Source organism: Lysinibacillus sp. DFXJR4, from assembly GCF_057196045.1.
The window spans coordinates 158,543-184,941 of sequence record NZ_JBXUNW010000002.1 but is presented as its reverse complement, the minus strand read 5'-3'; the positions used below and the strand labels follow the sequence as shown (position 1 = coordinate 184,941).

Here is a 26,399-nt window from a genome sequence, read left to right as displayed (position 1 = left end):
ACAGCTTGCTGGATATATACCAACAAGCTGTTTTTCTATTTCACCGCACGAATAAAAATGCGTTCACTTTCGTATTCAGGGGCATCATCTGTAAAATCCGCGGTTACCTCCACATGATTGAAACCAATTGTACGAAGCCATGTCATATATTGCTCAATCGGGAATGTACGTTGAATATGCTCCTCGTCGAAGCGTTCATACAAATCACTTACAGCATCTCTGACAAAAAAAGTCATTTGATGAATAACAGAGTGTTCGAAATCACCGGGCTCCGTATGCCATACATAGCTAATATTACCGTCGTCATACGTAAATGGACTATCTAAAAAAATATCATTCATTTTATAAAGTGAATGCACATCAAAAAATAGTTGACCGCCATCCTTTAGAGCATCATATATTCGCTCTAACGTAGCATAAACTGCTTTTTCCTGTACGACGTAATTTAATGAGTCAATAGCTATTGTTACAACGTCAAGCGCCTCAAAGCCCTCTAATTCATCCATTGACATACAAAATAAGGGGACATGTAATCCTACATCAGCAAATCGCTCTGCGGCAATTGAGAGCATATTTTCAGATAGATCAATTCCACTCACACTATAACCAGCCCTTGCTAATAACAGACTAAGTACACCTGTACCACAGCCGATGTCTAAGAGATTAGGGAATTGATTACACGGTGCATGCTGCAAAACCCATTCCACATATTTATCGTAGGGGATATCGACTTGCAGCTCATCATATACATGGGCAAAACGTTCGTAGCTACTCACTTAAGCCTCGGGGATGTCTAGTTGCGGTGCATCGCCCCATAGACGCTCTAAATTATAATAAGCGCGCTCATCCTTATGGAATACGTGTGCCACTACATCTCCTAAGTCTACTAGAACCCAGCGAGCTGCATCGAAACCTTCAACACGACGAATTTCATAGCCCTCTTTTTCAGCTACGTCCTGTAACTCACGCGCAATAGCTTGCACTTGGCGATCAGAGTTACCATGAGCAATGATAAAATAATCCGCTAAAAGTGAAATACCTTGCATATTTAAAACGACAATGTCCTCCCCATGTTTGTCGTCAATTGCTTTGTAAGCTGCTTGTAATAAAGTTGAAGTCATCCTTCACTGTCCTCTCTTTTCATCATATCGTTATAACATTCTATTGATAATGGATATATTGGCTGTTTTGTGTCAATTAGAAAAGCCAATGTATGGCGCACACAAGCACTCATCGCTTTATCCAAACCTTTTTCCGCCTTTTTACGCAGACGATCTACACCATCAAATTCACGATTAGGCTCAATCATATCCGCTACAAAAATTATTTTTTCTAAACGGCTCATACCAGCACGCCCTGTTGTATGAAAACGAATCGCATTAAGCATATCCTCATCTGTTAATGCAAATTCACTTTCAGCGATATATGCACCTACTGGACCATGCAACAGTTCACTACCCCAGCCAAGCAGACGAGCATCTAATTTTTCAGCACGAACAATATTCTCCATCCATTCAATTTCAGCATATTTTGCAATATCATGAAGGATTGCTGCCGTTTCTGCTTTTTTCTCTTCTTCGCCATACTTTTTGGCTAGTTCTATAGCTGTTTCCATTACCCCAATGGTATGAATATAGCGCTTTTCAGGCATACGAGTCTTAATCGCCGCTAAATACTGTTCGCGTTCCATAAAGACCTTCCTCTCGTATATATGCCTCTACCGCTTCAGGCAATAAAAAGGTAACTGTTCCTCCTGTGGCAAGACGTTCTCGAATTAGTGTGGACGATAAATCGATTTGAGGAACTTCCACCATTAAAATAGGGTACTCTGAATTAGCTTCAGTCCTTGGACGCTTTACCCCTACAAATTGCACAAGGTTCACCAGCTCATCAATACAGTACCATGAATGAAGGGAATCAATCATATCGCCTCCAATGATAAAGTAAAATTTTACATTTGGCTCTCTTATGCACAATGCAGAAAGTGTCTTATATGAATAGGATACGCCACCCTTCTCTACCTCATACGACTCCACAGAAAAATGTGGATAAGGACTTATAGCACGCTTAACCATTTCTAGCCTCTCCATATCACTGGCATCATGACGTGCAAACTTATGGGGTGGCAGCGCATTAGGCATAAAGCGTACTTCATCTAAATTCAATGCATGAAGTACCTCATTTGCCATCATTAAATGGCCATTATGCGGTGGATTGAACGTTCCTCCCAATAAACCGATTCGTTTCATCATCTCACCTTATTTCGTTGCTTTCGGTAGCACAATCTTTTTTTGATTGCGAGATTCTTTATATAAAACAACTGTTAATCCAATTAATTGCACAAGCTCTGCATGGGCACCCTTTGCTAGTGCTTCTGCAACTTCATGCTTGTCCTCCTCACAGTTATCTAAAATGCGTACTTTAATGAGTTCTCGTACTTCTAATGCCTCACGAATTTGCTTCGTCATTTCGTCATTAACGCCGCCTTTTCCTACTTGAAAAATTGGTGTTAAGTGATGTGCCTCTGCACGTAAAAAACGTTTTTGTTTACCTGTTAACATAAAAATTAGTATCCTCCTAATTGCGCCTTTAATTGCGCAATCATTGAATTTGTATTTGGGGATTTCCCTAGCCAATACTCAAAGGCAATGGCCCCTTGATGAACAAACATTCCAAGTCCTGTGACAATGGTTGCTCCCTTTTCTTCAGCTGCTTGTAGAAAAGGTGTCATTAATGGATTATACACAATATCCGCAACAATTGCGCCCTTTGTAAGACGATCAAGTGAAAATGGCATTGAAAAATTGCCCGTAGCAAGTCCCGCCGATGTCATTTGCACCAAAATGCAGAAATCAGCCAAGGTTGCTTCAGCCTCTGTTAAGGATATAGCCTGACCTGTACCCATTTCATCGACAATCGCCTGTGCATTGGATACTGTACGATTGGCAATGGTTAAATTTTTATAGCCCTGCTGCTGCATTGCAAAAGCAATACCTCTGGCAGCACCACCAGCACCGATTAACAGCACTGGCTTGTCCTTATGTGACTTACCTACAGCTTCCTCTAACGAGCGGACAAAGCCAACACCGTCTGTATTATACCCTTTTAATGTACCTTCCTTTGTTCGAACAACTGTATTTACAGCACCCATTTTTTCCGCTAACTCATCTAGCTCATCTAAGTAGGGAATGATTGCTGTTTTATGTGGAATTGTAACGTTCCAGCCACTTGCACCTAACGTTTTCAAACCTGCAACTGCAGATTCTAGGCTTTCAGATGATACATGCACTGGAATATATGTGGCATCTATCGACATCTCCCTAAACCAAGCATTGTGCATTACTGGTGATTTTGAGTGTTCAATAGGATCACCCATAACCGCAAACCATTTCTTCATTTCCTAGTCCCTCTTCTCTACTTGTATACCCTAAATTAGTGATGGGCGAATTGAAACTTGTACACCTTTTGGTGCATAAGCTGCTACAACTACATTGGCATGCTGTACAGTAATCCATCCAAGACCAGAGAATACAACATCTGTTTTCGCTTCTTTGATAGAGAACTCATGACGCACTAATGGCGGTAGCTGTTCTATAAATTCAGCAGTTGGAGGTGCCAGCAATTCACCCTTATGCTCTGCATACAATGTATCTGCCTTCTCAAGCTTTGTTCGGTGTATTGGTAAATCATTAGCTACATGGACCGTGAATGCTGAACGTTCTCCCTGAATAAAGTCAAAACGTGCAAGTGCACCAATAAATAAAGTTTGTCCAGCGTTTTGTTGGTATACTTTCGGCTTTATTTCTTTTTTCGGCATAATATATTTTAATTCACTTGCATCAATATGGTGTGCCATCTGATGATGATTAATAATCCCTGGTGTGTCATATAATGCACTACCATCATCTAATGGAATTTCAATCATGTCCAAAGTTGTCCCTGGGAAATGAGAAGTAGTAATCACTTCACCCTCACCTGTAGCCTGTTTAATGATGCGATTAATGAACGTGGATTTTCCAACATTTGTACAACCTACAACATAAACATTTTGCCCATTTCGGTATTCGTCAATGGCTTCCATTGCTTCAGCCATTCCTTTACCTTTATGGGCACTGACTAAAAGTACATCGATAGGTTGCAGACCAAGAGCCTTTGCCTCCCGTTTCAACCAATTAATTACTTTTTTTGGTTTTACTGATTTCGGTAATAAGTCAGCCTTATTCGCGACTAATAACACAGGATTTTTTCCAACAAAACGGTGAAGTCCTGGTAGCCAGCTCCCATTAAAGTCGAAAATATCAACAATTTTTACGATTAAGCCTTGCTGTGCTCCAAGACCGTTAAGAATGCGTAAAAAGTCGTCATCTGTTAATGACACTGGTTGAATTTCATTATAATTTTTCAAACGGAAGCAACGTTGGCAAATGACCACGTCTTTTTCTAATGATGATGGAGGGGCATACCCAACTGCTGTTTTATCTTCTGTTTGAATTGTAGTACCACAGCCAATACAATTTGGCATTTCGTTCATTCTTTTTCCTCCCAAGTCATAATTCCTTTTCGTTTTAAATCATTGAACACGCGTCGTTCAATAAATCGATTGAATTTTGTTACGAGCCCATCAGATTGTGCCACAGGTTTGACAAGTACTGTATGCAAGCCTAAGCGATTAGCGCCCATGACATCCGTTAATAGTTGATCTCCTACCATAACTACCTCATTCGGACGTAGCCCTAATTGAACAATGGCACTATAAAAGGCATTACGAAATGGTTTTTTTGCCTTATGGATATAAGGTATACCTAATGGCTCAGCAAAATGCTTTACACGTGCTTCATTATTATTGGACGCAATAATAACACGAATACCTGATTCCTTCATGATACGAAGCCAAATAATAAGCTCTTCCGTTGCATCAGCACGATCCCATTCCACAAGCGTATTATCTAAATCTGTAATAATACCTTTAATGCCTAAGTCTTGAAGCTTTTCTGGTGTAATTTCAAAAATACTCGTCACAAATTCATCTGGTAATAAAAAATTATACAAAATAGCGACCCCTAATCTAAACGTATTATTCGACCATTATAGCATATTTGCAAAGGCTTCACCCATTCGAATTGGGCATCCCTGCACTACATTGTCCGTAAATTCAATTGCTCCTTTTTCAAATAACATGACGACCGTTGAGCCAAATGAAAAATAGCCTACTTCTTCACCTTTACGCCACTGTGTTGTAGTGTTTGTAAGGACTATAGAGTTGACAAAAGTTGCACCCACCTTAATAAACGCTACCTGCTGATTATTAGCCACCTTCAGCTCTGTTACTTGACGATAATTATGTGAAATTGGTTTTTTTCCATAGGAAAGTCCAAGCTGATTTACAGGATACGATTTTTGTCCAAGTGTATATTGTCTTAGCACTAATCCATCAATAGGGCTATGAATCCGATGATAGTCAGCAGGACTTAGGTAAAACACAATATAATGGCCATCAGCATATTGTGCAGCACGTTCTTTATTGCCAAGTAAATCTTGTAAAGCATACGGCTTCCCCTTTACAAGAAACGTCATATCCCATTCGATACGACCAAAGGATTCCACCTTCGCATCAACAGGGCTCGTGTAGGTAGTTGGATTTTGTTCAATGGGTCTGACATGCTCCAAAAGCTCCCTTGTAAAAAAATCATGTAAACTTGAAAATTGTTGTGGTTTTTTTGAAACTTCTTCAAGGTTAATATCGTATACCTTCATATAGCTAGGGATTATACGTTTACTCCACTTAGCTTTTGCAATCGTTTGTAAAAGTTGAGAGGATTGCTTGCCATTTGTTAATTCAATCAAGCGTTGATATAATTTTTCTTTCATAAAACAAAACCCCTATCGATTAATTTAGACTGTCAATTTTTTCGCATTCGAAGTATAATGGTACAATATCTTAAGTGTAAAGGAGTGATCCCCCTTGTTTTTTTATCACAAGTTGGTGGATACCACGGTTAAGAAAATGAAATCGCAAGCAGCAAACTTCATTACAATCAGTAATATGTCCTTTGGTGGCGCAGCCATAATGGCTACATTACATGAATACTATAGCTACAGTGTCTTATTTATCTTTATTGCTGCCCTTCTAGATCGTTATGATGGGAAGGTAGCTAGAGCTCTCGGACAAGTGTCTGATTTAGGTAAACAGTTAGACTCTATGAGTGATATTATATCATTTGGTGTAGCGCCTGCATTATTAATGTATGAAGTGGTATTAGTAGACTTTGGTTTCGTCGGCATGATGATGACCGTACTGTATATCGTCTGTGGTGCGATGAGATTAGCTCGCTTTAATATTAGTGAAGCAAACGGCTATTTTACAGGGTTACCAATTACAGGTGCAGGTACTCTCTTAACTTTAACGTATTTTGCATCTACTGCGTTCCACCCGGCATTTTATCTTTTCCTTTTTCCAATACTAGCTCTATTGATGATTAGTACATTCACGTTAAAAAAAGTGTAACAGCACATTTGCTGTTGCACTTTTTTTCATTTAACACAGTTCCCTAACATATACTGTCGAAAAATGGGGAAAGGATGAAATCATTCAATGAGCGGAATTTTTACATCTATGTTGCAGTTATGGCTTGAAATCCCAGCGCTACTTGGTTATTTAAAGGGGCAAACATTCCATAAACCCTTTTCAAAAGAAGAGGAAGCTGCTTGTATTGAACGATTTTTAGGCGGTGATGAGCAGGCACGTCTTGACCTAATTGAACGCAATATGAGACTTGTCGCACACGTTGTGAAGAAATTCCACCCAAAGCATGAACAGCTTGATGATTATATTTCCATCGGCACTATTGGTCTTATGAAAGCTGTAGAAAGCTATACACCTGACAAAAAAACCCGTCTTGCCACTTACGCTGCCCGCTGTATTGAAAATGAAATATTAATGCATTTACGGACACAGAAAAAGGTGCAAAAGGATGTTTCCTTATTTGAGCCAATCGGTACTGACAAAGATGGCAATGCGCTACAAATTCGTGATCTTCTTCAGTGTGATGAAGAAAGTGCCACAGAAAAAATTGAGCATAAGGAACATGTTGCACAGCTCTATCATTATTTACACATGCTTGATGAACGTGAACTTGAAATTGTGACACTTCGCTATGGCTTAAATCAACAGGATGCTCTTACCCAAAAGGAAATTGCAGCACGCTTAAATATTTCACGTAGCTATGTGTCGCGTATTGAGAAGCGGGCACTAATCAAACTATATCAATTGTATAAACGAGACCAAAAGACCATTGAATAATTTATTGTAAATTGATGTATCGAAAATAGCAATAAAATCTATGATATGCACGACTAGTATTCTTGTATTTTTTGTTACAACTACCAATCATAAATCGATTTTTTAGAAAACATATTACGAAGGAAGGCAAAAATATGTATATAAATCTTCTGAATAATTTTAACACCCTTATATCGAAAAAACCTCCTTGCGATAAAAAATATCGCAAGGAAGCTTTTTTCATATTCCTATATAGTTTCTGAGAGCTCTGCTGAAATAAGTGAGCCGAGTAAAGTTGTAATAATAACTACACCAGCTGTTAAAAATAACATTATGAATACCTCCCAATCATTTGAAGAGATTTAATTAATGACAGTGTAGCATCCATAAAATTTTTTAACTGTGATTTTTCTCACACTACTAATTGTACATTGTGTCGATTATGTGTAATTTATCTTCATTAGCAGTGCCCAAAGCCCCCTGGCGGATGTCATGGATTTTGAAGAGGAGCTTTTCGGGCTCTAAAAATCCGGACGCAATTATACTGAGGTGTAATGCATCTCACTCTTATGAGACTACTCAGTCATCAAATAACTTATATCATTTCAATCGCTTTTAAAACAATTTGTGTTGAATGTTTTGCAGCTACAGGTAAAAATTCATCGAAGCTAATATTGGATTCTTTCCCTGCGATATCTGATAAAGCACGGATTACAACAAATGGTGTCCCGAACTGATAGCATACTTGTGCAACAGCTGCTGCCTCCATTTCAACTGCCTTCATTTGAGGGAAATGATGACGGACGGCTTCTACACGTACAGGATCATTCATAAAAGCATCTCCTGAGCAAATTAAGCCAATACCAAATTGATGCTCTCCAACTGCCTTTACAGCCTCTTCAGCCACTTTCATTAGCTTCTCATCTGATTTGTAAGCTGCCGGCATGCCAGCCATCTGACCAATCTCGTAACCGAAAATGGTTACATCCACATCATGATGACGAACCTCGTCTGAAATGACAACTGCTCCTACCTCAAGTGACTCATCATAGCCTCCAGCAGAGCCTGTATTAATGACTACATCTGGTTGGAATTCATGTAGGAGAATCGTAGTTGACATGGCAGCATTTACTTTACCAATGCCACTTTTTAATAACACAACCTCTTTGCCATCATAGATTCCTGTTGTATATTCACTACCTGCAATTGTTGTACTTTTCCCATCTTCTAATGATGCTCGTAGTAGCTCTACTTCTTCTTCCATTGCGCCAATTACTGCAATTTTCATAGATTTGTTTCTTCCCTTCTTTATACTCTATTAAAAATAAACAAAAGAGTTATTTTCGTCAATAGGCGCCATTTAATGTATTTAACTGCTCGAGTTTTACTGGTAACCAGCCCTCTTGATCAATCCATTCCATACTAACTCTATACATTGCTGTTTTATCATTTGTGGAAACAGTTGCTATAGCGGTGTTAGCGCTCCCGTTATTTTGAATACGCCAAATAATCATGTTGTCCTTTTCAATGCCTGTTGCAGCTGTAATTGTTGCCACCTTTTCTGCCCAGTCAACAGATTTAACATCGTATGAAGATACATGCTGACCTGTTTGTGTCGTAGGTGTAGGTTTCCAGTTTTTATTCGTCACAACCTTATCTACAATCGGATTATCAGACGTAGTTTCTTGAGGTTTGTCCTGTTCAGATACTATTTCTTCTTCGATAGGTTCTTCCTTTGAAGGTTCGTTATCATCTGTGGTAGCATCCTTATTATCCTCTTTAGAAGGCGAAGGCTCTTCCTCAACCTGCTTACTATCATTCTTTTGCTCTTGTTTCGGCTCATCTTTCACGGCTTTTTCTGCGTCATCTTGCCATTTAAACACATAGGTAGCTGTGATAATAATTAATACTACAACTATACCAATTAATACATTCAATAGTTTATCTAGCTTTTTATTATGAGATGGCTGCAAATGACGACTGCTTCGAGTTTGTCGTTCACTCATGAAATTCTCCCCCTCTCTAGCCAATATTTTATCAATTTCGACAGCACATGCAAAATATTTGTGTCTTTTTTTATTTTCTATATCCTGCAGAATATTAAGTCTTTGTAAATTAAAAGCAGTTAACTTTCTTATTAGAAGAGAAGTTAACTGCTTGTACAAAAAATATATAATTATTTTATAGAAAGAATCTTAACTTTCATTTCGCCGCCTGGTGTTTGTACAACAACCTCTTCACCTTCAGCACGGCCAAGTAAGCCTTTTGCGATTGGGGATTCATTAGAGATACGGAATTCCATTGGATCAGCTTCAGCTGAACCTACAATAGTATATGATTCCTCTTCAGTCGATGGTTTACCATTAATGATTTCTACAAATGTAACCGTTTTCCCTAGTGATACTACACTGTTGTCAGTTTCATCCTCAGAAATAATCACCGCGTTACGAATCATTGATTTTAAGGTAGAAATGCGTCCTTCTAGAAAGGCTTGTTCTTCTTTTGCTGAATCATACTCAGCATTTTCTGAAAGATCTCCGAAATCACGGGCAATTTTAATACGCTCAACGATTTCCTTACGTGTTTCCGTTTCTAATTTCACTAATTCTTCTTCTAATTTTCGTTTACCCTCAGCAGTCATTGGGTATTGTTTTTCATTTGCCAAAGTCCTTCACTCCTTATTTCATCAATATAAAAACATAAAACTCGACTAAATGCCTATAAATGCATTTAGTCGAATTTTATTATTTTTAAACGTTTTCAAATTACGCTTTGACCTAATAGTATGCATGCTTTTCAGAAATATGCACCGATAAGCATGTAAATATTGTCAATACCACTCTATCTTATTACAATACGTTGTCAGTTTCAAGAATAGTTTTAATTTTCGTGACCATTAAATCAATGGCAACCTCATTATCCCCACCTTCTGGAATAATGATATCAGCATAACGTTTTGTTGGTTCAATAAATAGATTATGCATTGGACGAACGGCCGTTAAATATTGGTCGATGACAGAATCTGTTGTACGTCCACGTTCCTTTATATCACGCATGATACGACGGATAATTCGTAAATCTGAGTCCGTATCAACAAATAATTTTATGTCCATTAAATCACGTAAATCTGCGTCCTCTAGCACTAAAATACCTTCTAGTATAATTACATCTACAGGCTCTACATGAATAATCTCTTTTGCTCTTGTATGCTGTACATAATCGTATACTGGCTTTTCGATAGATTGACGAGACAACAACTTTTTTATGTGTTTAATTAACAAATCATTATCAAATGCTAACGGATGATCATAGTTCGTACCTAAACGTTCCTCAAACGTTAAATGACTTTGATCCTTATAGTAAAAATCTTGTTCAATTACAACCACTGAATGATCTCGGAAAACATCATAAATAGCATGTGTCACACTCGTCTTACCTGAGCATGAGCCACCAGCGATTCCGATGACGACTGGACGCTTCGTTGCCATTAATTATTCTCCTTTCGCATCATGTTATGCGGTTTTAATGGTGTATCACATTTAAATGTAACAATTTGCAATGGATGACGGGCTGCATCTAAGCTATTACCGTCCTCATCCCATATTTCTCCCATTGTTAAACAGAAGTTTTCGATTTCAGGGCCGAAGAATTCTACTTCATCGCCAGGCTTAAAATAATTTCGTTGCTGCATTGTGACAATTTTTGTCTCTGGATCATGGTCTAAAATTAAACCAGCAAATTCATAGGTTGTTTTACGGCCATGAACACCAAACATTTGCTCCTCGAAGCCAGGTGCATCGTGGAAAAATGCTTCCGCCGTATCCCGGTTAGCACATTTATCTAGCTCCTCTAGCCATTCACGTTTAATTTTAAAATTATCAGGATCAGCACAATAGGCATCAATTACTTTACGATACACGGAAACAACTGTCGCCACATAGTGAATCGATTTCATACGACCTTCCACTTTTAACGAATCAATGCCAAGCTCAATCATGTGAGGAATGGCCTCGATTAATTTTAAGTCTTTTGGACTCATAGCAAAAGGTGCATGATTGTCATCAAACAGCGCTTTTTCTTCGCCATCTTCTAATTCATATAAATCGTAGTCCCAACGACAAGATTGGCAGCAACCACCTCGGTTGGAGTCACGAGCAGTCATATGATTTGAAAGCACACAACGACCAGAATAAGCGATACACATTGCCCCATGTACGAATGCTTCAATTTCAATATCAACCTTTTCCTTCATTAGCTGCATTTCCTCGCCGCCTACTTCACGGGCTAACACTACACGATGTAAGCCTTCCTCTTTCCAATACTGCACCGCTTTCCAATTTGAAAGCGATTGCTGTGTGGAAAGGTGAATTTCAAGCTTTGGTGCAGCTGAGCGGCATGTTTCAATAATTAGAGGGTCCGCTACAATAATGCCTGTCACACCTGCAGATTCAATATCCTTTAAATACTGCTCTAAGCCATCCATATTTTCATTGTGGGCAAAAATATTTGTTGTAACATAGATTTTCGCACTGTATTTATTGGCGAATTCTACTCCCTCACGCATTTCCTCAATAGAAAAGTTATCTGCGTTTGAACGTAAACCAAACTCTTGGCCGCCGATAAATACAGCATCGGCTCCATAATGAACAGCAATTTTTAATTTCTCTAAGCTACCTGCTGGGGCAAGTAGCTCAGGTTTTTTTGTAATGACACGTTTACCGTCGACAATTTCACGGATTTTGTCATTTTGTGCTAACGCTAATGCCATGTTCTTGCCCCCTCTTAGTAAACTGTTTCCTTGAAGATAAAGCCTGTGTCTAATGGTCTGATAGCTGGCTGAATTTCTTCAATTTTTGCAAATAAATCATCTTTTATCTCTTCATATGCTTCTTCTGATTCATCAAAATAAGCATCTATGGCTTTGCGGTATGCTTCTGTCACTGTCACCACATATTCTGGTGTTTGCAGAACACCCTCAATTTTCAGAGCATCAATGCCACCCTCAAATAATTCGCCAAGCTCATCAATAACACACATATCATTTGGACTGAAAATATGCGTGCCGTTTACATCTTCATAAATAGGATACTTATTATTACGCTCATCATCATGTAGGAACATATTACGATTTTCTTTACGATTTTCAATTTCCATTACTTTATCTTGATATAAGAAATAATGGCCGAGTAGTGGGCGCTTCGATTGGAACATACATGTCATGCCATGAACTTGTACTTCAATCTCTAATTCAGCATTCTCTTTTATTTCCAACACTTCATCTAACGAAAGTTCACGAGCAAGCACTGCACGAGTTGCACCGCGTTTCCCCCAATAGTTTGCTGTAAACCAGTTTGTAGCAGTTGTCTCAGGGTTCCAATGTAATGGAATCGTTACTCCTTGCTCACGACGAATAATTAATACGGCTGGGTCGCCAAAAATTAAACGATCCACACCAATTCGTTGCATTTCTTTTAAATAGTCAGCAAGTGCATCTATCTTTTCATTATGGAAAAGTGCATTGACTGCCACATAGACCTTTTTACCTGCTGCGTGAATAAGCTTTGTTGCTTCTTCCACTTCATCAACAGAGAATTCTCCTGCTAGACGTAGACCAAATTGTTGTTCACCAATTACAAAAGCATCTGCTCCAGCTTCTAAAAGTGCTTTTATATGCTCTAATGATTGTGGTGTCACAAGCAATTCCGGTTTTTTCATAGTAGTCACCTCTTCAAACATAGTAATAAACCATCACCGACTGGTAAAAAAGCACTTGTATAATCAGGATGCTGCATTATCCATTCCGTGAAGTTTTTTAAATTGCGAATCATCGTACGTTTACGACGTGGGACATCCTTCAAATCTAAATCAGATAAACCATGCATGTACATATTATCGATATACAAGACTCCACCTGATTTCACTAGTGGGGCATATTTTTCAAAAAAGCGCTGATATTGTCCCTTTGCAGCATCGATAAAAACTGCATCAAATATTGTTTGAATAGCCTCATCGTCTACCTCTAAAGCGTCTCCTTCAATGACTGTAATTCGATCAGATACGGTTGAACGTTTAATATAAGCTTTAGCTCTTGTCACACGCTCTGGATCACGCTCTATTGTCACGATATTCACATTTGGCAAAGCCTCTGCCATTCTTAGTGCAGAATAACCGATAGCAGTACCAATTTCTAAAATTTTTGACGGATTTTGAATACGTAGCAGTTGATTCAGTGCATCGATACCTGCAAGCTGCATAATCGGTACATGATTCTCCTCCGCAAATGCTTCCATTTCTAAAAGCAGTTCATTACGTGGTTGAATAAATGATTGTATATATGCATCTGATAATTCCATTGTTAAATCCACCCTCATTTAAAAGGCAACAAGCCCTCACTTGTTGTCTGTACTTCATCATTCATTTACAGCAAAAAGAAAAAGACCAAACGTGATGTCTTGGTACTTCGCCATACAAAAATGAGCAATTGTTTCTTTATGCTCAAAACAATTGCCACCACGTATATTATCCAGCATGAAAGTTCTGACCGTATGTGGATTTATCAAAAATCACAATTTATAATAGCACGAAAATAGAAGGAAAGCTATTTTTCTTTCCTTCTATCCATTGGAATACTATATCCTTTTTCTATTTTGAGTCATCACTCTGGCTTACGTAAATATTTTTCCACCTTTTGCAAATGTTCATCATAGGTTTTAGAGAAGTGATTTACACCCTCTTTATCAGCTAGGAAGTAGAGATAATCTGTGCTGCTTGGATTCAGTGCTGCTTCAATAGAAGACTTCCCTGCTCCTGCAATTGGACCAGGTGGTAGACCTTTATTTTTATAAGTATTGTAAGCATTTTCTACCTCTAAATCTTCATATAGCACTCGATTCTTATGAGAGCCAAGTGCATATAAAACAGTTGGATCTGTTTGAAGTGGCATTCCCTGATCTAGACGATTATAAAACACACTTGCAATAGTTTCTCGATCTGTTTGAGCAGTAGCTTCTTCCTCTAGCAATGAAGCAAATGTTACTAATTGATGTACAGACATCTGTTTTTCTGCAAGTAAATCACTGTAATTCTTCACAACCTTATCCATTGCCCCAATCATTTCTTCTACAATTGATTCCAATGATGGCTTTTCTTCAAAATAAGAATAAGTTGCAGGGAAAAGATAACCCTCTAAATCATAGCGAATATTATCAGCTAACACTGCATCTGTCACAAGCTCAGGATAGTTAGCCATCATCTTTTGAACAAATGCATCACTTGTTACTAAATCCATAAATTCCTTTTGTGTATATGGCGTTTTCTTCTCCACAATATTACCAATTTGTTCAAGCGTTAGGCCTTCAGGAATTGTCATCGTAAAGACTGGCTTCCGATATACCTTTCCTGTTTTTAAGCTTTCGATTAGCTCATCTAACGTCATGGCCTTTGTTAAATCATAATTTCCTGCCTGGAACTGAGATTCATTTTTAAACTTTGCGTAGTATTTAAATACACGAGCATCTTTAATAACGCCTTTTTTCTCTAATAAGGTAGAAATTGAGCTTAAACTTGAGCCAATTGGTACTTCAACAGCAATTGTTTTCGTTGAATCTGGATCTACTGGTTTGAGGGCACTCTTTACATAATTGTAGCCAAGGAAACCAACAATCACTAATAGTAGAACAAAAACAATAGCTATAATAGCAACGATTTTTCTCACGATTTTTACCTCAGATTTTCTTTCTTGCATTTTTGAAAACATTTCTTGTTTTTTTGAACCGTTATCCACGGGTTTCCCCCCTATCACTATCCAATATCATACTAGAAATCAACTTTCACGACAAACAGAAATCGATAATTCAGTAGAAATGGCACACACAAAAAAATCTGCCAACTATTTTTGCTGGCAGATAATTTCTATCTAAGTCTTTTACTGTTCATACTATAATTGAAAAGTTTCTCGCTTCTTATCGATCAATAACCCCATCGCAAGTTGAGTAATAACCACATCATCTGCTGGAGGATTAAAACGGCTACATTGAACATCTCTAAATAGGCGTTGGATTTTGTTTTCCTTCGATAAACTTCGTCCTCCTACAACCTGCATGGCTTTTGTTACAATATCGATAGCGTTATTACAAATAACATACTTGGCAATACTAACAGACTCCGATAGTTGCTCCTTAAGAGCTGGATTTTGTTCAACCTGCGCTGCAATACTATACAAAGTTCTTCGTGCAGTTTGATAAAGTACTTCTATTTCACCGATTTTTTGTTGCACATGACTAGCATGAGCGATTGTATTTTCTAAGCTATGTGAATACGTATTTTTCGCAAATTCAATCGCATAATCTCTTGCTGCACCTGCCACCCCTAAGTAAACGGCTGGAATTTCTAATGAATAAACACGACCATCAGCTAAGAAGCGATTAACTTCATTTGGGCGATGTCTGTATAGCAATGCTTCTTCTGGTACAAACGTATTATGAAAAATAATATCATGACTGCCGGTCGCCCTCATGCCCATCGCATCCCATGTTTCAACAATCTCTACTTGTTCATTTTTAGTAATGAGAAACTCTGCTGTTAAATTTTCTTCTTCTACATAGGCAATAATGGTGAATTGTTTTAAAATCGGTGCTAAGGAAGCAAATGCCTTTTCACCAGTAATGCGATATCCTCCTGGTACTTTTTTAGCAATCGTCCCAGGTAAACTTCCTCGAGAAATATTTCCCTTTCCACGTTCACTGTTAATAATATTTAATAGAGAGCCTTCTTCTACAGCTTTTCGGCTTAATTCTGCAAATACAGGCTCTGGCCATGTTTTCGCCTCACGAACATTCAAAAACGTTAATAAATGCCAGCCAACTGACAATGCAGTAGAAGCATCCCCTCTAGCTAATTGTTCCTGTACTAATAACATTTCGTAGAGAGAAATTTCTTCTCCACCATATTTTTTTGGCACTGTTAATCGAAAATAACCTGCCTCCTCTAAAATTTGAAAGTGCTCAAACGGAAATTCACCACTTTCATCATATCGAATTGCTGTCTTCTCAATTTGCTTGGCTAAATTTTGAGCATACTGAACGAGTTTTTGCTCTCGTTCATTTCGAATAAATATATCAATCATCCTTCTGTCACCTTACTTTTAGCAAAACGATTCAGCGGCTTTTTCAAACCTAAATGCTCTCTTAACGTTGTGCCTGTATAATCTTTACGATAAATGCCTCGTTCTTGTAGAATCGGTACTACCTTGTCAACAAAATCCTCTAAATCTCGTGGTAATAATGGAAACTGTAGCATAAAGCCATCTGCTGCTCGCTCTATAACCCAACGCTCCATCTCATCTGCAATTTGTGTCGGTGTTCCGACAAAAGCATCACGCTTTGCAGGTCCAAATAAGCGTGCATATAAATCGCCAACCTTTAAATTCTCTTTCTTAATTATCTCTAAGTGCTCATAAAAGTGACTTTGAATACTATTGACTTCTGGAAATTCCACTTCGATAGCAGGTGTATCGAGTGAGTACTTTGAAAAGTCAACATTCCCCATATACCCAGAAACAAATTTTAAGCTTTCGTAAGGGTCAATCAATGACTGTAACTCATTAAATTTACGAATTGCCTCCTCTTCTGTATCACCCACAATGGGGGAAATACCCTGTAAAACGAGAAGTTCCTCTTCTGTACGGCCAAATGGAGCAAGCTGTGCCTTTAATTGACGATAGTGTTCTTTCGATTTTTCAATATTATCCCAATGGACAAATACAACTTCTGCTGTACGTGCAGCTAATTGTTGGCCTGGTTTAGATGCACCAGCCTCCACAATTACAGGCTGCCCCTGAACAGAACGTGCAATATTTAACGGACCTTTGACAGATAAATAGTTGCCCTTAAATGATGTTTCATGCACTTTATGTCGATCATAAAAAATATTATTGTCTCGATCATAAAGAAAAGCATCGTCCTCCCATGAATCCCATAATGACTGAACAACATCGATAAATTCTTCTGCACGTTCATAGCGGTGATCGTGCTCCCAATGTTTATCACGGCTGAAATTTAAAGCCGTTTCCCCAGTAGCATCTGCTGTTGTCACTAAATTCCAAGCTACTCTTCCATTACTTATATGATCAATGGACATCAATTGTCTTGCTAGTACATATGGCTCACTGTATGTAGTTGAAGCTGTTGCACCAAGTCCAATTTTAGTGGTTGCTGCAGCTAAAGCCGTAATTTGAATGAGTGGATCGAAGCGATTTAAAATATGCGGATGGGATTCATGATTAATAGCTAAACTGTCTGCCACGAAAGCAATATCAAACTTTCCTTTTTCCGCAATCTGAGCTGTTTTTTGTAACGCTTTAATGTCGATGCTTGCATTTGCCTGTGCAGATGGGTGCTTCCATGCAGCAACATGCATACCCGCTCCAATTAAATATAGGGCGAGCTTTATTTTTCTTTTCTTAGTCATTATTAAACACCCTTTCTAATATGAATAGAAATCCTTCCATGTTGCTAATCCATTCAGTGGCATTTTCACAGGAATATAGTTTCCGTTTGATATTTCTTTAATAAACTTAGCTGTTTCATCACGCTGATAAATTTCCACTATTTTTTTCAATGTTTCATTATTTTTGTCTTCTGCCTTTGCCACGATAACATTAATAAATGGCTTAGCCGTTTCACTCTCATGAATGATGGCATCTTTCAATAAAAGACCAGCTTCTACAGCCACACCATTGTTAATAACGGCAAAATCAGCATCCTCCATTACCCTTGGCGTTGTCGCACCATCAACAGGTAAAATTGTTACTTTTTTTGGATTATCTTTAATTCGATCCTCCCCACCATTACCATCAAAATTGTCCGTTACTGTTAGTAGTCCATGCTCCTGAAGTAGTAGTAACGCTCTTCCCCAGTTGGAAGGATCATTTGGTACAGCGATTTTTGCACCTTCTTTTAGTTCATCTAGCGATTTAAATTTATTGGAATATAAGCCAATTGGAGCCATTATTGTTGTGCCAATGGCCTGTAAATCCGAGTTATTATTTGTATTAAATAAATTTAAATAGGCAACATGTTGAAAAGCATTGATATCTACTTCGCCTTCTGCCAGCGCTTGGTTTGGGTCATATTGCGCAGAAAATGTTACTAAATCGAGGTTAATATCTTCCTTGCTTGCCTGTTCCTTGATATATTCCCATGTTTTCAATTCTGAGCTACGAATACCAACCTTCACAGTATCCTTTTCATCTGCTGCAGAACATGCCACGAGTAAAAATAACAATATAAAAAGTCCTACTAAATAGTTAAGTTTTTTCATCTTCACAATCTCCCTTAAGACACCCTACGTATTTTTCGTTCAAGACTATTGCCCATACTTTGAATAATCTGTACAAGGACAACTAAAATTATCACTGTTACCAAAATCGTCGCATTATCAAAGCGTTGATAGCCGTAAGTAATGGCAACATCACCTAAACCACCGCCCCCCACAGCTCCTGCCATGGCTGTCGCACCAATAAGCCCTATCGTTGCAGTCGTGACACTTAGAATTAAAGATGGAAAAGCTTCCGGCAATAGAAACTTTCGTATAATTTGAAATGGGGAGGCTCCCATTGCTTTTGCTGCTTCAATAATGCCCTCATCCACCTCCAATAATGAATTTTCTATTAATCTTGATATATAAGGCCCTATATGCAAAACTAGCGGCACGATGGCAGCTGTCGTTCCAATTGCCGTTCCAACAAGAAACCGTGTAAACGGAATAATGGCAACAAGTAAAATAATGAACGGAATGGAGCGTAGTGTATTGACAATTGGATTAACAATCGAGAAAATTAATTTATTTTCAAGAATATGCCCTTTTCTCGTTACAACTAAGACTACTCCTAAAAGAAAGCCCAAAATGGCCCCAAAGAACAACGAAATGCTAACCATGTACAGCGTATCTAGAACCGCTTCGATAATAATTTGTGTGCTCACTTTCACGTGCAACTACCTCCTCTATTTGAATATTTTTAGCCTGAATAAATAGAAATGCTTTTTGTATTTCCTTATCAGAACCAACAAGCTCTACTATTAAATGACCGAATGGAATTCCTTGTAATTCTGTGATATTGCCAAATAATACATTGACATCTACAGCAAATTTTTTCGCTACCTGTGAGACAATTGGCTGTCCAACATCTACTCCAATGAATTTTAAATTGTAAATTTTTTTAGAGGTTTCTATGCTTTTTAATTGCTCATAAACAGAAGATGGTATTTCATCCCGAACAACCGACTGGACAAAATTTTTGGTTGTCTCCTCTCTTGGTGTAGAAAAAATTTCAAGCACATTACCTGTCTCAATAATTCTTCCGCTTTCCATGACAGCCACACGATGGCAAATATCCCGAATAACTTCCATTTCATGTGTAATCATCAAAATCGTAATACCATACTCAATATTGACCTTCTTTAGTAACGCTAAAATCGATTTGGTCGTTTGTGGATCAAGAGCAGATGTTGCTTCATCACATAAGAGAATCGTCGGTTTGGTAACAAGTGCTCTAGCGATGCCGACTCTTTGTTTTTGCCCGCCTGATAGCTCGTCAATATAGCGATCAGCTTTGTCAGTTAAACCAACAAATGCTAATACCTCCTTCACTTGATCCTCCAAGTTCGATTTTTTTACTCCACTTATAATTAAAGGCATTGCCACATTTTCGAATACAGTTTTAGAATGAAGAAGATTAAAATGTTGAAAAATCATGCCGATATTTTTCTTCTCCTCTCGAAGCTGCCTTCTAGTAAGCGTAGTTAACTCTTTCCCATTTACAAGCACTCGTCCAGATGTTGGCTCCTCCAGTAAATTTACTGTTCGAATTAAGGTACTTTTACCAGCACCACTAAAGCCAATAACACCAAAAATTTCGCCCTTCTGAATCGTTAAATTGATGTGATTTAGGGCCGTCACTGTTGATGCTCCTACCTGAAATTCCTTTGTTGTTTCAATAAATTCAATCATGCACGTCTACCTCCTTAACATGTATGTTGTTTACTAAGCTTTAAAATGCGGGAACAACAGCACCTTTGTACTGATCTTCAAAGAAAGAACGTGCCTTTTCACTTGTTAACCACTTAACGACAGTTTGGATAGCTGGATCATCCTTTTTTTCCTTTGTGGAGGCAATAATATTGACATAAGGCGAATCAGAACCTTCTATAATCAATGCATCCTCCATAGGATTATAGCCCCCTTCTAAAGCGTAATTCGTATTAATAGCAGATGCGTCTACATCATCTAATGACCGAACAAGTAATGGAGAATCTACACCGATAAATTGAATATTTTTCTGATTTTTCGTAATATCCTCAACTGTATAATCACCCGTCTTCGCTTTATCTAATTCAATCAGACCATTATTTTGAAATAGCAGTAATGCTCGAGAGAAATTAACAACATCATTTGGTACAGCCACCTTTGCATTTTGTGGCAAATCATTTATTTTCTTTAGTTTTTTCGAATACACACCAAATGGCTCAATATGAATCCCTTTTACACTGACTAAAGCTAAATGACTTTCTTTATTCGTTTGCTCTAAAAACGGCACATGTTGAAAAAAATTAAAATCCAACTCACCATCTGCTGTTTGTTGGTTCGTTTGCACAGCATCTTTTATAATGGAAATGTCTAGTTTCACTCCATCCTTTTCAATATCTTTTGCTAAATACTCCAATACTTCCGCATGAGGAACATTGGCTGCACCTACTTTTAATGTGACAATCTCCTCTTTACCTTCCTCTCCTTTGCTCGTGCAGCCAGCAAGCAAGCCTATAACCAATGCTCCAATTAGCAATTTCCAACCTTTTCTCACACTATTACCCCCTTAACTAATCAATTTACTTGGTTTAATGTAAAACAAATCTTATCCATTTACTAAGAATTGGTCAATACCTCATTCACTGTATTTTTTCAAAAATTCAGAAAATCAGTCTTTGAAAAAGCACTTTTTTCTCGTAAAATCACTAAATTCAATCGAAAGTACAAAATTTTCATTTGCAGATAGAAACCTTTTTAACTATAGATAGAAAATTTCTATTATTTAAATATCAATTTCGCCTTGGCGTAATTGTAGCTGCCGCTTTGCTTTCGCTACAGAAAACATTTGTTGCTGTCGCTTCGCTTTCGCACAGATAAAACCGTGTTGCTGTCGCTTCGCTTTCGCACAGATGAACAATGCGTCCGGATTTTGAATTGTGCAGTCATCTCACCACCTGTAGAGGTAGGAGTCTTCTGCTGAATGAAGATAAAAACCTCTGAGTGGCTCATAACCACTCAGAGGTTTTACAATTCATTCAATATATCTTCAACAAATGTCCATTCCTCATCAGTTTCAATTGGTAATAATTCCTCTATTGAACCATCATTACCAGATAAATATTGCGCCGCAAAAATATCTCGTTCCTCAATAGGTTCGTCGGTTACAGGTACATATAAAACATAGGACTTTCCAAATTGGTCGGATGAAAATGTATGAATAACCTCGCAGACTTGATCTATTCCATCCTCATCCGTAACGGTAATTAACTGTGGCTCCTCCTGGAATTCGTCCAGAAGTGTTAGCACGACCTCATTAATCATTTCCCATTCAGCCTCAGTTTCAACAGGCATTAAATTGGTCATTTCTCCATTGTTATCATCGTACTCAAATGTCATAGCAGAAATATCCCCTGGAATTTCATTACCCGCTTCGTCCATTAACGAAAATAGTACATATGATTTTTCCTCTGCATCAAAGGTAAAAACGACCCTGCATTTTTGTTCCTTACCATCCTTACCGATAATCATAAATTCTTGTGTTTCTTCATTCATTCAACTTCCTCCTTTATGTTTTTTTGAGAAATAGGGGTCATTCAGTTCTATGGTAAAGTTTCGCTTGTTGGTAATATTCCTTTCGATCACGTTCAAATCACTATTGAGTGACTCCTTACTCCTACATCCGATTTCACTTCTAACTCTCTTACTTTCACAGCTATATTGAACGTCCATATTTTTTGACCACTTTCACCAACTGTATTAGGCCGAATTCCCGCAATTTTTGATCACTGTCACTCCATATTGAGCATTCGCCTACATATCCCAATAAAAAAGGAACAAGGACTGCAAGTTGCGATCCTTGTTCCAAGCTTTAAGAAAGAAGATTAGTCTTCGTATTCATCCTCTAAAGCATTTAATACATCTTCTACCATATCCCACTCTGCTTCTGTTTCGATTGGTGTTAACTCGCCGTCTTCACCATTTTCAGAAGGAACGAATGAAGAAACGAAAATCTCTACAGAACCATCCTCATCTTCTTCTGCTCCTACCATTGAGTAAAATACGTAGGATTTGCCAAATTCAGGCGATTCATGAACATGAATCACTTCACAAAGCTGTTCATTCCCGTTCTCGTCAATCACTGTAATGTGTTGTACGTGTAATTCTTCTTCATGGTTGTGCTCGTGTGCCATGTGCTTGTCACCTCATCAATTAATTTTTGCTATCCAAATAGCCTTGCAAGATCATCACAGCAGCCATTTTATCAATGACTTGCTTCCGTTTTTTGCGACTTACATCTGCATCAATTAGCATACGCTCAGCAGCCATCGTCGTTAAACGTTCATCCCAAAGCTTTACTGGCAGTGAAAAGGTCTCCTCTAAAAGCTTTTTATAGTTTTCAGATGCCTCCCCACGTGGTCCCACCGTATTATTCATGTTTTTCGGATAACCTACAACAAATTCTGTTATAGCATACTCCTTTACTAGCTCGGCTATTCGTTCAACACCAAATTCACCGTTTGCTTCATCAATTTTTACGGTTTCAATACCTTGGGCCGTCCACCCTAATGCATCGCTTATTGCCACGCCCACAGTTTTTGACCCAACGTCTAATCCCATAATTCTCATTTCTAGTCCTCGTTATTCTTTTTAATATAAAATTTAACAAGCTCTTCTAGAATTTCGTCACGCTCAAGCTTGCGAATTAAATTACGAGCATCCTGATGGCGAGGAATATACGCCGGATCACCAGAAAGTAAATAACCGACAATCTGATTGATAGGATTATATCCCTTTTCCTCTAATGAAGAATGAACTTTCAACATTACCTGCTTGACTTCCTGTTCCATTGATTCTTCTGGAAAATTAAATTTCATCGTTTGATCAAATGAACTCATGACCAGCACCTCGCTTTCAGAATTAAGGAGATGTGCAAAAAAGCTCATCTCCAATTTCTCTTTATTATAACCGATTTGGCGTATTAATTAAATGGATTTAATATAATCATACACAGAAAGTAGCGCTTCATCAAGTTTTGATGCATCTTTTGCACCTGCCATCGCCATATCTGGACGACCGCCGCCTTTACCACCACATGCCTCTGCTACCATTTTTACGATATTTCCGGCATGATAACTGCCGCCCACTAAATCTTTTGTGACGCCAGCACATAGCATTACTTTTTCGCCATCAACAGCTCCTAAAACGACAATAGCTTTATTCATTTTCACTTTTAAATCATCCATCATTTGACGCAATTGATTATTATCTTTTGCTTCTACTCTAGTAGAAAGGACTGTTACATCACCAATTGTTTGAGCTGCATCTACAATTGCTCCTGCTTGTGCATTCGCAATTTTTTGTGATAGTGCTTCATTATCACGTTGTAATTCTTTGTAGTCTGCTTGAAGTGCCTGTACTTTTGTCACAATATCTTTCGGATTTGCTTTTAATAAGGCTGCAGCATCGTTTAATAAAGCTTCCTCTTCTTTAACTGTTTCATATGCCACTTTTCCTGTTACAGCCTCTATACGACGCGTACCTGCACCGATCCCACCTTCTGAGACAATTTTGAAGAAACCTATTTCAGAAGAGCGTTTTACATGTAGACCACCACAAAGCTCAATAGAGTAATCACCAATAGAAACTACACGGACAATATCGCCATACTTCTCACCGAATAATGCCATAGCCCCCATTGCCTTCGCTTCATCGATGCCTTTTTCTTCAATCACAACCTCTATATCATCCCACACTTTTTCATTTACAATACGTTCAATTTGCTGTAACTCCTCTTTTGTCACTTGACCAAAGTGTGAGAAGTCAAAGCGTAAGCGATCAGGACCTACATATGAACCAGCTTGGTTAACATGATCACCTAGCACATCTTTTAATGCACGCTGCATAATATGTGTAGCTGTATGATTTTTAATAATTAAATTTCGATCATCCCGATTAACAACTGCTTGCACAGTATCTTCTACATGCATTTCACCAGATTCAACTACCACTGTATGGAGCGGCTGACCATTTGGTGCTTTTTGAACATCTTTAACAACAGCAGTAAAGCTATCATTTGAAATGATACCACTATCCGCAATTTGTCCACCCATCTCAGCATAGAATGGTGTTTTTGCTAAAATTACTAGCGCTTCTTGACCTTCAGAGGCAACCTTCGCTACTTGTCCATTGACAATCATCGCTGCAATTTCTGTGTCTGCAGTTAATGTATCATAGCCTACAAATTCGCTGGCAACCGTTAAATTTGCGAGAACTTCATTTTGCACTTGCATGGAGTCTACATCTTGACGAGCTGCACGGGCACGCTCACGTTGCTCTTCCATTGCTATCTCGAAGCCTTCATGATCTACCTTCATGCCTACTTCTTCAGCATATTCTTCTGTTAATTCAATTGGGAAACCGTAAGTATCATATAATCGGAAGGCATCTGCACCTGGAATATAGTCATGTCCTGCTGCTTTTTGTGATTCAACGACCTCGTTAAAGATAGCTAAACCACCGTCTAATGTTTCATGGAAGCGAATTTCTTCATTTTTAATGACACGTTGGATAAATTCACTTTTTTCCGTTACCTCTGGATAGAAGTCCTCCATTATTTTACCTACAGTTGGTACCAATTCAAACATAAATGGTTTTTCAATACCGATTTGTTTTGCATAACGAACAGCACGACGTAATAAACGACGTAATACATAACCACGACCTTCATTTGAAGGAAGTGCGCCATCACCAATCGCAAAAGCTACTGTACGAATGTGGTCTGCAATTACTTTGAATGGTGTATTAATATCCTCTTCTGAGCCGAAGATTTCATTTAAATCTACTTCACTAGGACGCTTATACTTACGGTTAGCAAACTCCTCAATTTTTTCAATAATTGGCATGAATAAATCAGTATCAAAGTTAGTTGGAACATTCTGTACAACTGACACAATACGCTCAAGACCCATACCTGTATCAATATTTTGCTTTGGCAGCGGCGTATACGTACCATCTGGATTATGGTTGAATTGTGAGAACACTAAGTTCCAAATTTCAAGGTAGCGTTCGTTTTCTCCACCTGGATACATTTCTGGATCACTATCATTAGAGCCATATTCTTCTCCACGGTCATAAAAAATCTCTGAGTTTGGACCAGAAGGACCTTCTCCAATATCCCAGAAGTTCCCCTCTAATCGGATTAATCGTTCTTCAGGAATACCTATTTCTTTATGCCAAACATCATAGGCTTCTTGGTCTTCAGGATGAATAGTAATAGATAAAAGCTCTGGATCAAAGCCCATCCATTTTTTATCTGTTAAGAACTCCCAAGCATAATGAATCGCTTCTTTTTTGAAGTAATCTCCAATAGAGAAGTTACCAAGCATTTCGAAAAACGTATGGTGACGTGCTGTTTTACCTACGTTTTCAATGTCATTTGTACGAATCGACTTTTGCGCATTTGTGATACGTGGATTATCTGGAATAACACGACCATCAAAATATGGTTTAAGTGTAGCAACACCAGAGTTAATCCAAAGTAAGGATGGATCATTAATGGGTACTAGTGGTGCTGATGGCTCATGATGATGACCTTTCTCTTTAAAGAATTCCAAATACATACGGCGAATATCTGCTGCTTTCATAGGATAAATTCCTCCTCATAATTTTGTTAAGTTTACGACATGAATCCGCAAATAAGCATAAAAAAGCCCTCATCCCAATAAGGGACGAGGACTTGTTAGTTGTCTCGCGGTACCACCCTAGTTGTAAGTAAAAAATACTTACCTCTTTAGCACTTGTAACGTAAGTGAACGGC

The 26,399-nt window shown here is 38.2% G+C and carries 31 protein-coding genes and 1 other annotated feature (1 of these 32 cut by a window edge); of the genes, 2 read left to right on the top strand and 29 right to left on the bottom strand.

Annotated elements, in window-relative coordinates:
• Nucleotides 1-35: 35 nt before the first annotated feature.
• Genes AC2CGN_RS08960 through AC2CGN_RS08920 form a run of 9 tightly spaced genes read right to left on the bottom strand, consistent with a single transcriptional unit; the run spans nt 36 to nt 5,868 of the window.
• Nucleotides 36-776: a class I SAM-dependent DNA methyltransferase gene (locus AC2CGN_RS08960; protein ID WP_429982519.1), complete on the bottom strand. Its 741-nt coding sequence runs from the start codon at nt 774-776 to the stop codon at nt 36-38.
• Nucleotides 777-1,121: a ribosome silencing factor gene (gene rsfS, locus AC2CGN_RS08955; protein ID WP_054771089.1), complete on the bottom strand. Its 345-nt coding sequence runs from the start codon at nt 1,119-1,121 to the stop codon at nt 777-779.
• Nucleotides 1,118-1,690 (bottom strand): bis(5'-nucleosyl)-tetraphosphatase (symmetrical) YqeK, encoded by a 573-nt coding sequence (gene yqeK, locus AC2CGN_RS08950; protein WP_484513390.1) that lies wholly within the window; start codon nt 1,688-1,690, stop codon nt 1,118-1,120. Before yqeK ends, rsfS begins: the two co-directional genes overlap by 4 nt.
• Nucleotides 1,659-2,249, bottom strand: coding sequence for a nicotinate-nucleotide adenylyltransferase (locus AC2CGN_RS08945; RefSeq protein ID WP_286927465.1), 591 nt, complete (start codon nt 2,247-2,249; stop codon nt 1,659-1,661). The genes yqeK and AC2CGN_RS08945 overlap by 32 nt, the downstream gene beginning before the upstream one ends.
• Nucleotides 2,250-2,258: 9 nt before the next feature.
• The gene (gene yhbY, locus AC2CGN_RS08940; RefSeq protein ID WP_283868833.1) at nt 2,259-2,561 is read right to left on the bottom strand and encodes a ribosome assembly RNA-binding protein YhbY; all 303 of its coding nucleotides are present in this window, start codon (nt 2,559-2,561) and stop codon (nt 2,259-2,261) included.
• A 5-nt stretch (nt 2,562-2,566) separates the two neighbouring features.
• Complete coding sequence (gene aroE / locus AC2CGN_RS08935) at nt 2,567-3,397, bottom strand: shikimate dehydrogenase (RefSeq protein ID WP_484513388.1); 831 nt, start codon at nt 3,395-3,397, stop codon at nt 2,567-2,569.
• A 30-nt stretch (nt 3,398-3,427) separates the two neighbouring features.
• A complete protein-coding gene (gene yqeH, locus AC2CGN_RS08930; protein WP_429982523.1) occupies nt 3,428-4,531 on the bottom strand; it encodes a ribosome biogenesis GTPase YqeH in 1,104 nt (367 codons plus the stop codon).
• Nucleotides 4,528-5,049, bottom strand: coding sequence for a YqeG family HAD IIIA-type phosphatase (locus tag AC2CGN_RS08925; RefSeq protein WP_286927436.1), 522 nt, complete (start codon nt 5,047-5,049; stop codon nt 4,528-4,530). Before AC2CGN_RS08925 ends, yqeH begins: the two co-directional genes overlap by 4 nt.
• A 36-nt stretch (nt 5,050-5,085) precedes the next feature.
• Nucleotides 5,086-5,868, bottom strand: coding sequence for a phosphatidylserine decarboxylase (locus tag AC2CGN_RS08920; RefSeq protein WP_286927437.1), 783 nt, complete (start codon nt 5,866-5,868; stop codon nt 5,086-5,088).
• 136 nt (nt 5,869-6,004) lie between these two features.
• Between AC2CGN_RS08920 and pssA the strand changes: the two genes are divergently transcribed.
• The gene (pssA, locus tag AC2CGN_RS08915) at nt 6,005-6,505 is read left to right on the top strand and encodes a CDP-diacylglycerol--serine O-phosphatidyltransferase (protein WP_429984001.1); all 501 of its coding nucleotides are present in this window, start codon (nt 6,005-6,007) and stop codon (nt 6,503-6,505) included.
• 87 nt (nt 6,506-6,592) lie between these two features.
• On the top strand, nt 6,593-7,300 hold the full coding sequence (sigK, locus tag AC2CGN_RS08910) for an RNA polymerase sporulation sigma factor SigK (protein WP_283868838.1): 708 nt from the start codon (nt 6,593-6,595) through the stop codon (nt 7,298-7,300).
• Nucleotides 7,301-7,874: 574 nt separating this feature from the next.
• Here sigK and mtnN read toward each other — a convergent pair.
• The 20 genes from mtnN to alaS form a co-directional block, all read right to left on the bottom strand.
• Nucleotides 7,875-8,567, bottom strand: coding sequence for a 5'-methylthioadenosine/S-adenosylhomocysteine nucleosidase (mtnN, locus tag AC2CGN_RS08905; protein WP_283868839.1), 693 nt, complete (start codon nt 8,565-8,567; stop codon nt 7,875-7,877).
• A 58-nt stretch (nt 8,568-8,625) separates the two neighbouring features.
• Nucleotides 8,626-9,285 (bottom strand): YrrS family protein, encoded by a 660-nt coding sequence (locus tag AC2CGN_RS08900; protein ID WP_429982526.1) that lies wholly within the window; start codon nt 9,283-9,285, stop codon nt 8,626-8,628.
• A 170-nt stretch (nt 9,286-9,455) separates the two neighbouring features.
• Nucleotides 9,456-9,944, bottom strand: a complete 489-nt coding sequence (gene greA / locus AC2CGN_RS08895; RefSeq protein ID WP_054771081.1) for a transcription elongation factor GreA — start codon at nt 9,942-9,944, stop codon at nt 9,456-9,458.
• A gap of 184 nt (nt 9,945-10,128) precedes the next feature.
• Entirely contained in the window at nt 10,129-10,767 is a 639-nt protein-coding gene (udk, locus tag AC2CGN_RS08890; protein WP_429982528.1) for a uridine kinase, read from the bottom strand.
• Nucleotides 10,767-12,047, bottom strand: coding sequence for a peptidase U32 family protein (locus AC2CGN_RS08885; RefSeq protein ID WP_484513385.1), 1,281 nt, complete (start codon nt 12,045-12,047; stop codon nt 10,767-10,769). Before AC2CGN_RS08885 ends, udk begins: the two co-directional genes overlap by 1 nt.
• A 14-nt stretch (nt 12,048-12,061) precedes the next feature.
• A complete protein-coding gene (locus AC2CGN_RS08880) occupies nt 12,062-12,994 on the bottom strand; it encodes a peptidase U32 family protein (RefSeq protein ID WP_286927441.1) in 933 nt (310 codons plus the stop codon).
• A 5-nt stretch (nt 12,995-12,999) separates the two neighbouring features.
• Nucleotides 13,000-13,632 (bottom strand): O-methyltransferase, encoded by a 633-nt coding sequence (locus AC2CGN_RS08875; protein WP_429982530.1) that lies wholly within the window; start codon nt 13,630-13,632, stop codon nt 13,000-13,002.
• Nucleotides 13,633-13,934: 302 nt separating this feature from the next.
• On the bottom strand, nt 13,935-15,062 hold the full coding sequence (mltG, locus tag AC2CGN_RS08870) for an endolytic transglycosylase MltG (protein WP_429982532.1): 1,128 nt from the start codon (nt 15,060-15,062) through the stop codon (nt 13,935-13,937).
• Between the two features lie 153 nt (nt 15,063-15,215).
• The gene (locus tag AC2CGN_RS08865; RefSeq protein ID WP_429989870.1) at nt 15,216-16,403 is read right to left on the bottom strand and encodes an acyl-CoA dehydrogenase family protein; all 1,188 of its coding nucleotides are present in this window, start codon (nt 16,401-16,403) and stop codon (nt 15,216-15,218) included.
• Nucleotides 16,400-17,746 (bottom strand): LLM class flavin-dependent oxidoreductase, encoded by a 1,347-nt coding sequence (locus tag AC2CGN_RS08860; protein ID WP_484513381.1) that lies wholly within the window; start codon nt 17,744-17,746, stop codon nt 16,400-16,402. Before AC2CGN_RS08860 ends, AC2CGN_RS08865 begins: the two co-directional genes overlap by 4 nt.
• Nucleotides 17,747-17,761: 15 nt before the next feature.
• The gene (locus tag AC2CGN_RS08855; RefSeq protein WP_484513379.1) at nt 17,762-18,598 is read right to left on the bottom strand and encodes a MetQ/NlpA family ABC transporter substrate-binding protein; all 837 of its coding nucleotides are present in this window, start codon (nt 18,596-18,598) and stop codon (nt 17,762-17,764) included.
• Nucleotides 18,599-18,612: 14 nt separating this feature from the next.
• On the bottom strand, nt 18,613-19,215 hold the full coding sequence (locus AC2CGN_RS08850; RefSeq protein WP_484513677.1) for a methionine ABC transporter permease: 603 nt from the start codon (nt 19,213-19,215) through the stop codon (nt 18,613-18,615).
• On the bottom strand, nt 19,208-20,287 hold the full coding sequence (locus tag AC2CGN_RS08845; RefSeq protein ID WP_429982538.1) for a methionine ABC transporter ATP-binding protein: 1,080 nt from the start codon (nt 20,285-20,287) through the stop codon (nt 19,208-19,210). Before AC2CGN_RS08845 ends, AC2CGN_RS08850 begins: the two co-directional genes overlap by 8 nt.
• A 40-nt stretch (nt 20,288-20,327) precedes the next feature.
• Complete coding sequence (locus AC2CGN_RS08840) at nt 20,328-21,137, bottom strand: MetQ/NlpA family ABC transporter substrate-binding protein (RefSeq protein WP_429985748.1); 810 nt, start codon at nt 21,135-21,137, stop codon at nt 20,328-20,330.
• A gap of 228 nt (nt 21,138-21,365) precedes the next feature.
• Nucleotides 21,366-21,500, bottom strand: coding sequence for a hypothetical protein (locus AC2CGN_RS08835; protein ID WP_484513377.1), 135 nt, complete (start codon nt 21,498-21,500; stop codon nt 21,366-21,368).
• A 107-nt stretch (nt 21,501-21,607) separates the two neighbouring features.
• Complete coding sequence (locus AC2CGN_RS08830; RefSeq protein ID WP_429985749.1) at nt 21,608-22,135, bottom strand: DUF1292 domain-containing protein; 528 nt, start codon at nt 22,133-22,135, stop codon at nt 21,608-21,610.
• 329 nt (nt 22,136-22,464) lie between these two features.
• A complete protein-coding gene (locus AC2CGN_RS08825; protein WP_016994165.1) occupies nt 22,465-22,773 on the bottom strand; it encodes a DUF1292 domain-containing protein in 309 nt (102 codons plus the stop codon).
• 19 nt (nt 22,774-22,792) lie between these two features.
• Nucleotides 22,793-23,209: a Holliday junction resolvase RuvX gene (ruvX, locus tag AC2CGN_RS08820; protein ID WP_283868854.1), complete on the bottom strand. Its 417-nt coding sequence runs from the start codon at nt 23,207-23,209 to the stop codon at nt 22,793-22,795.
• A 2-nt stretch (nt 23,210-23,211) separates the two neighbouring features.
• Nucleotides 23,212-23,478: an IreB family regulatory phosphoprotein gene (locus AC2CGN_RS08815; protein ID WP_004226839.1), complete on the bottom strand. Its 267-nt coding sequence runs from the start codon at nt 23,476-23,478 to the stop codon at nt 23,212-23,214.
• A gap of 87 nt (nt 23,479-23,565) precedes the next feature.
• A complete protein-coding gene (alaS, locus tag AC2CGN_RS08810) occupies nt 23,566-26,226 on the bottom strand; it encodes an alanine--tRNA ligase (RefSeq protein ID WP_484513373.1) in 2,661 nt (886 codons plus the stop codon).
• Nucleotides 26,227-26,303: 77 nt separating this feature from the next.
• Nucleotides 26,304-26,399 (bottom strand) — a binding site (T-box leader); it runs 116 nt beyond the window's last position.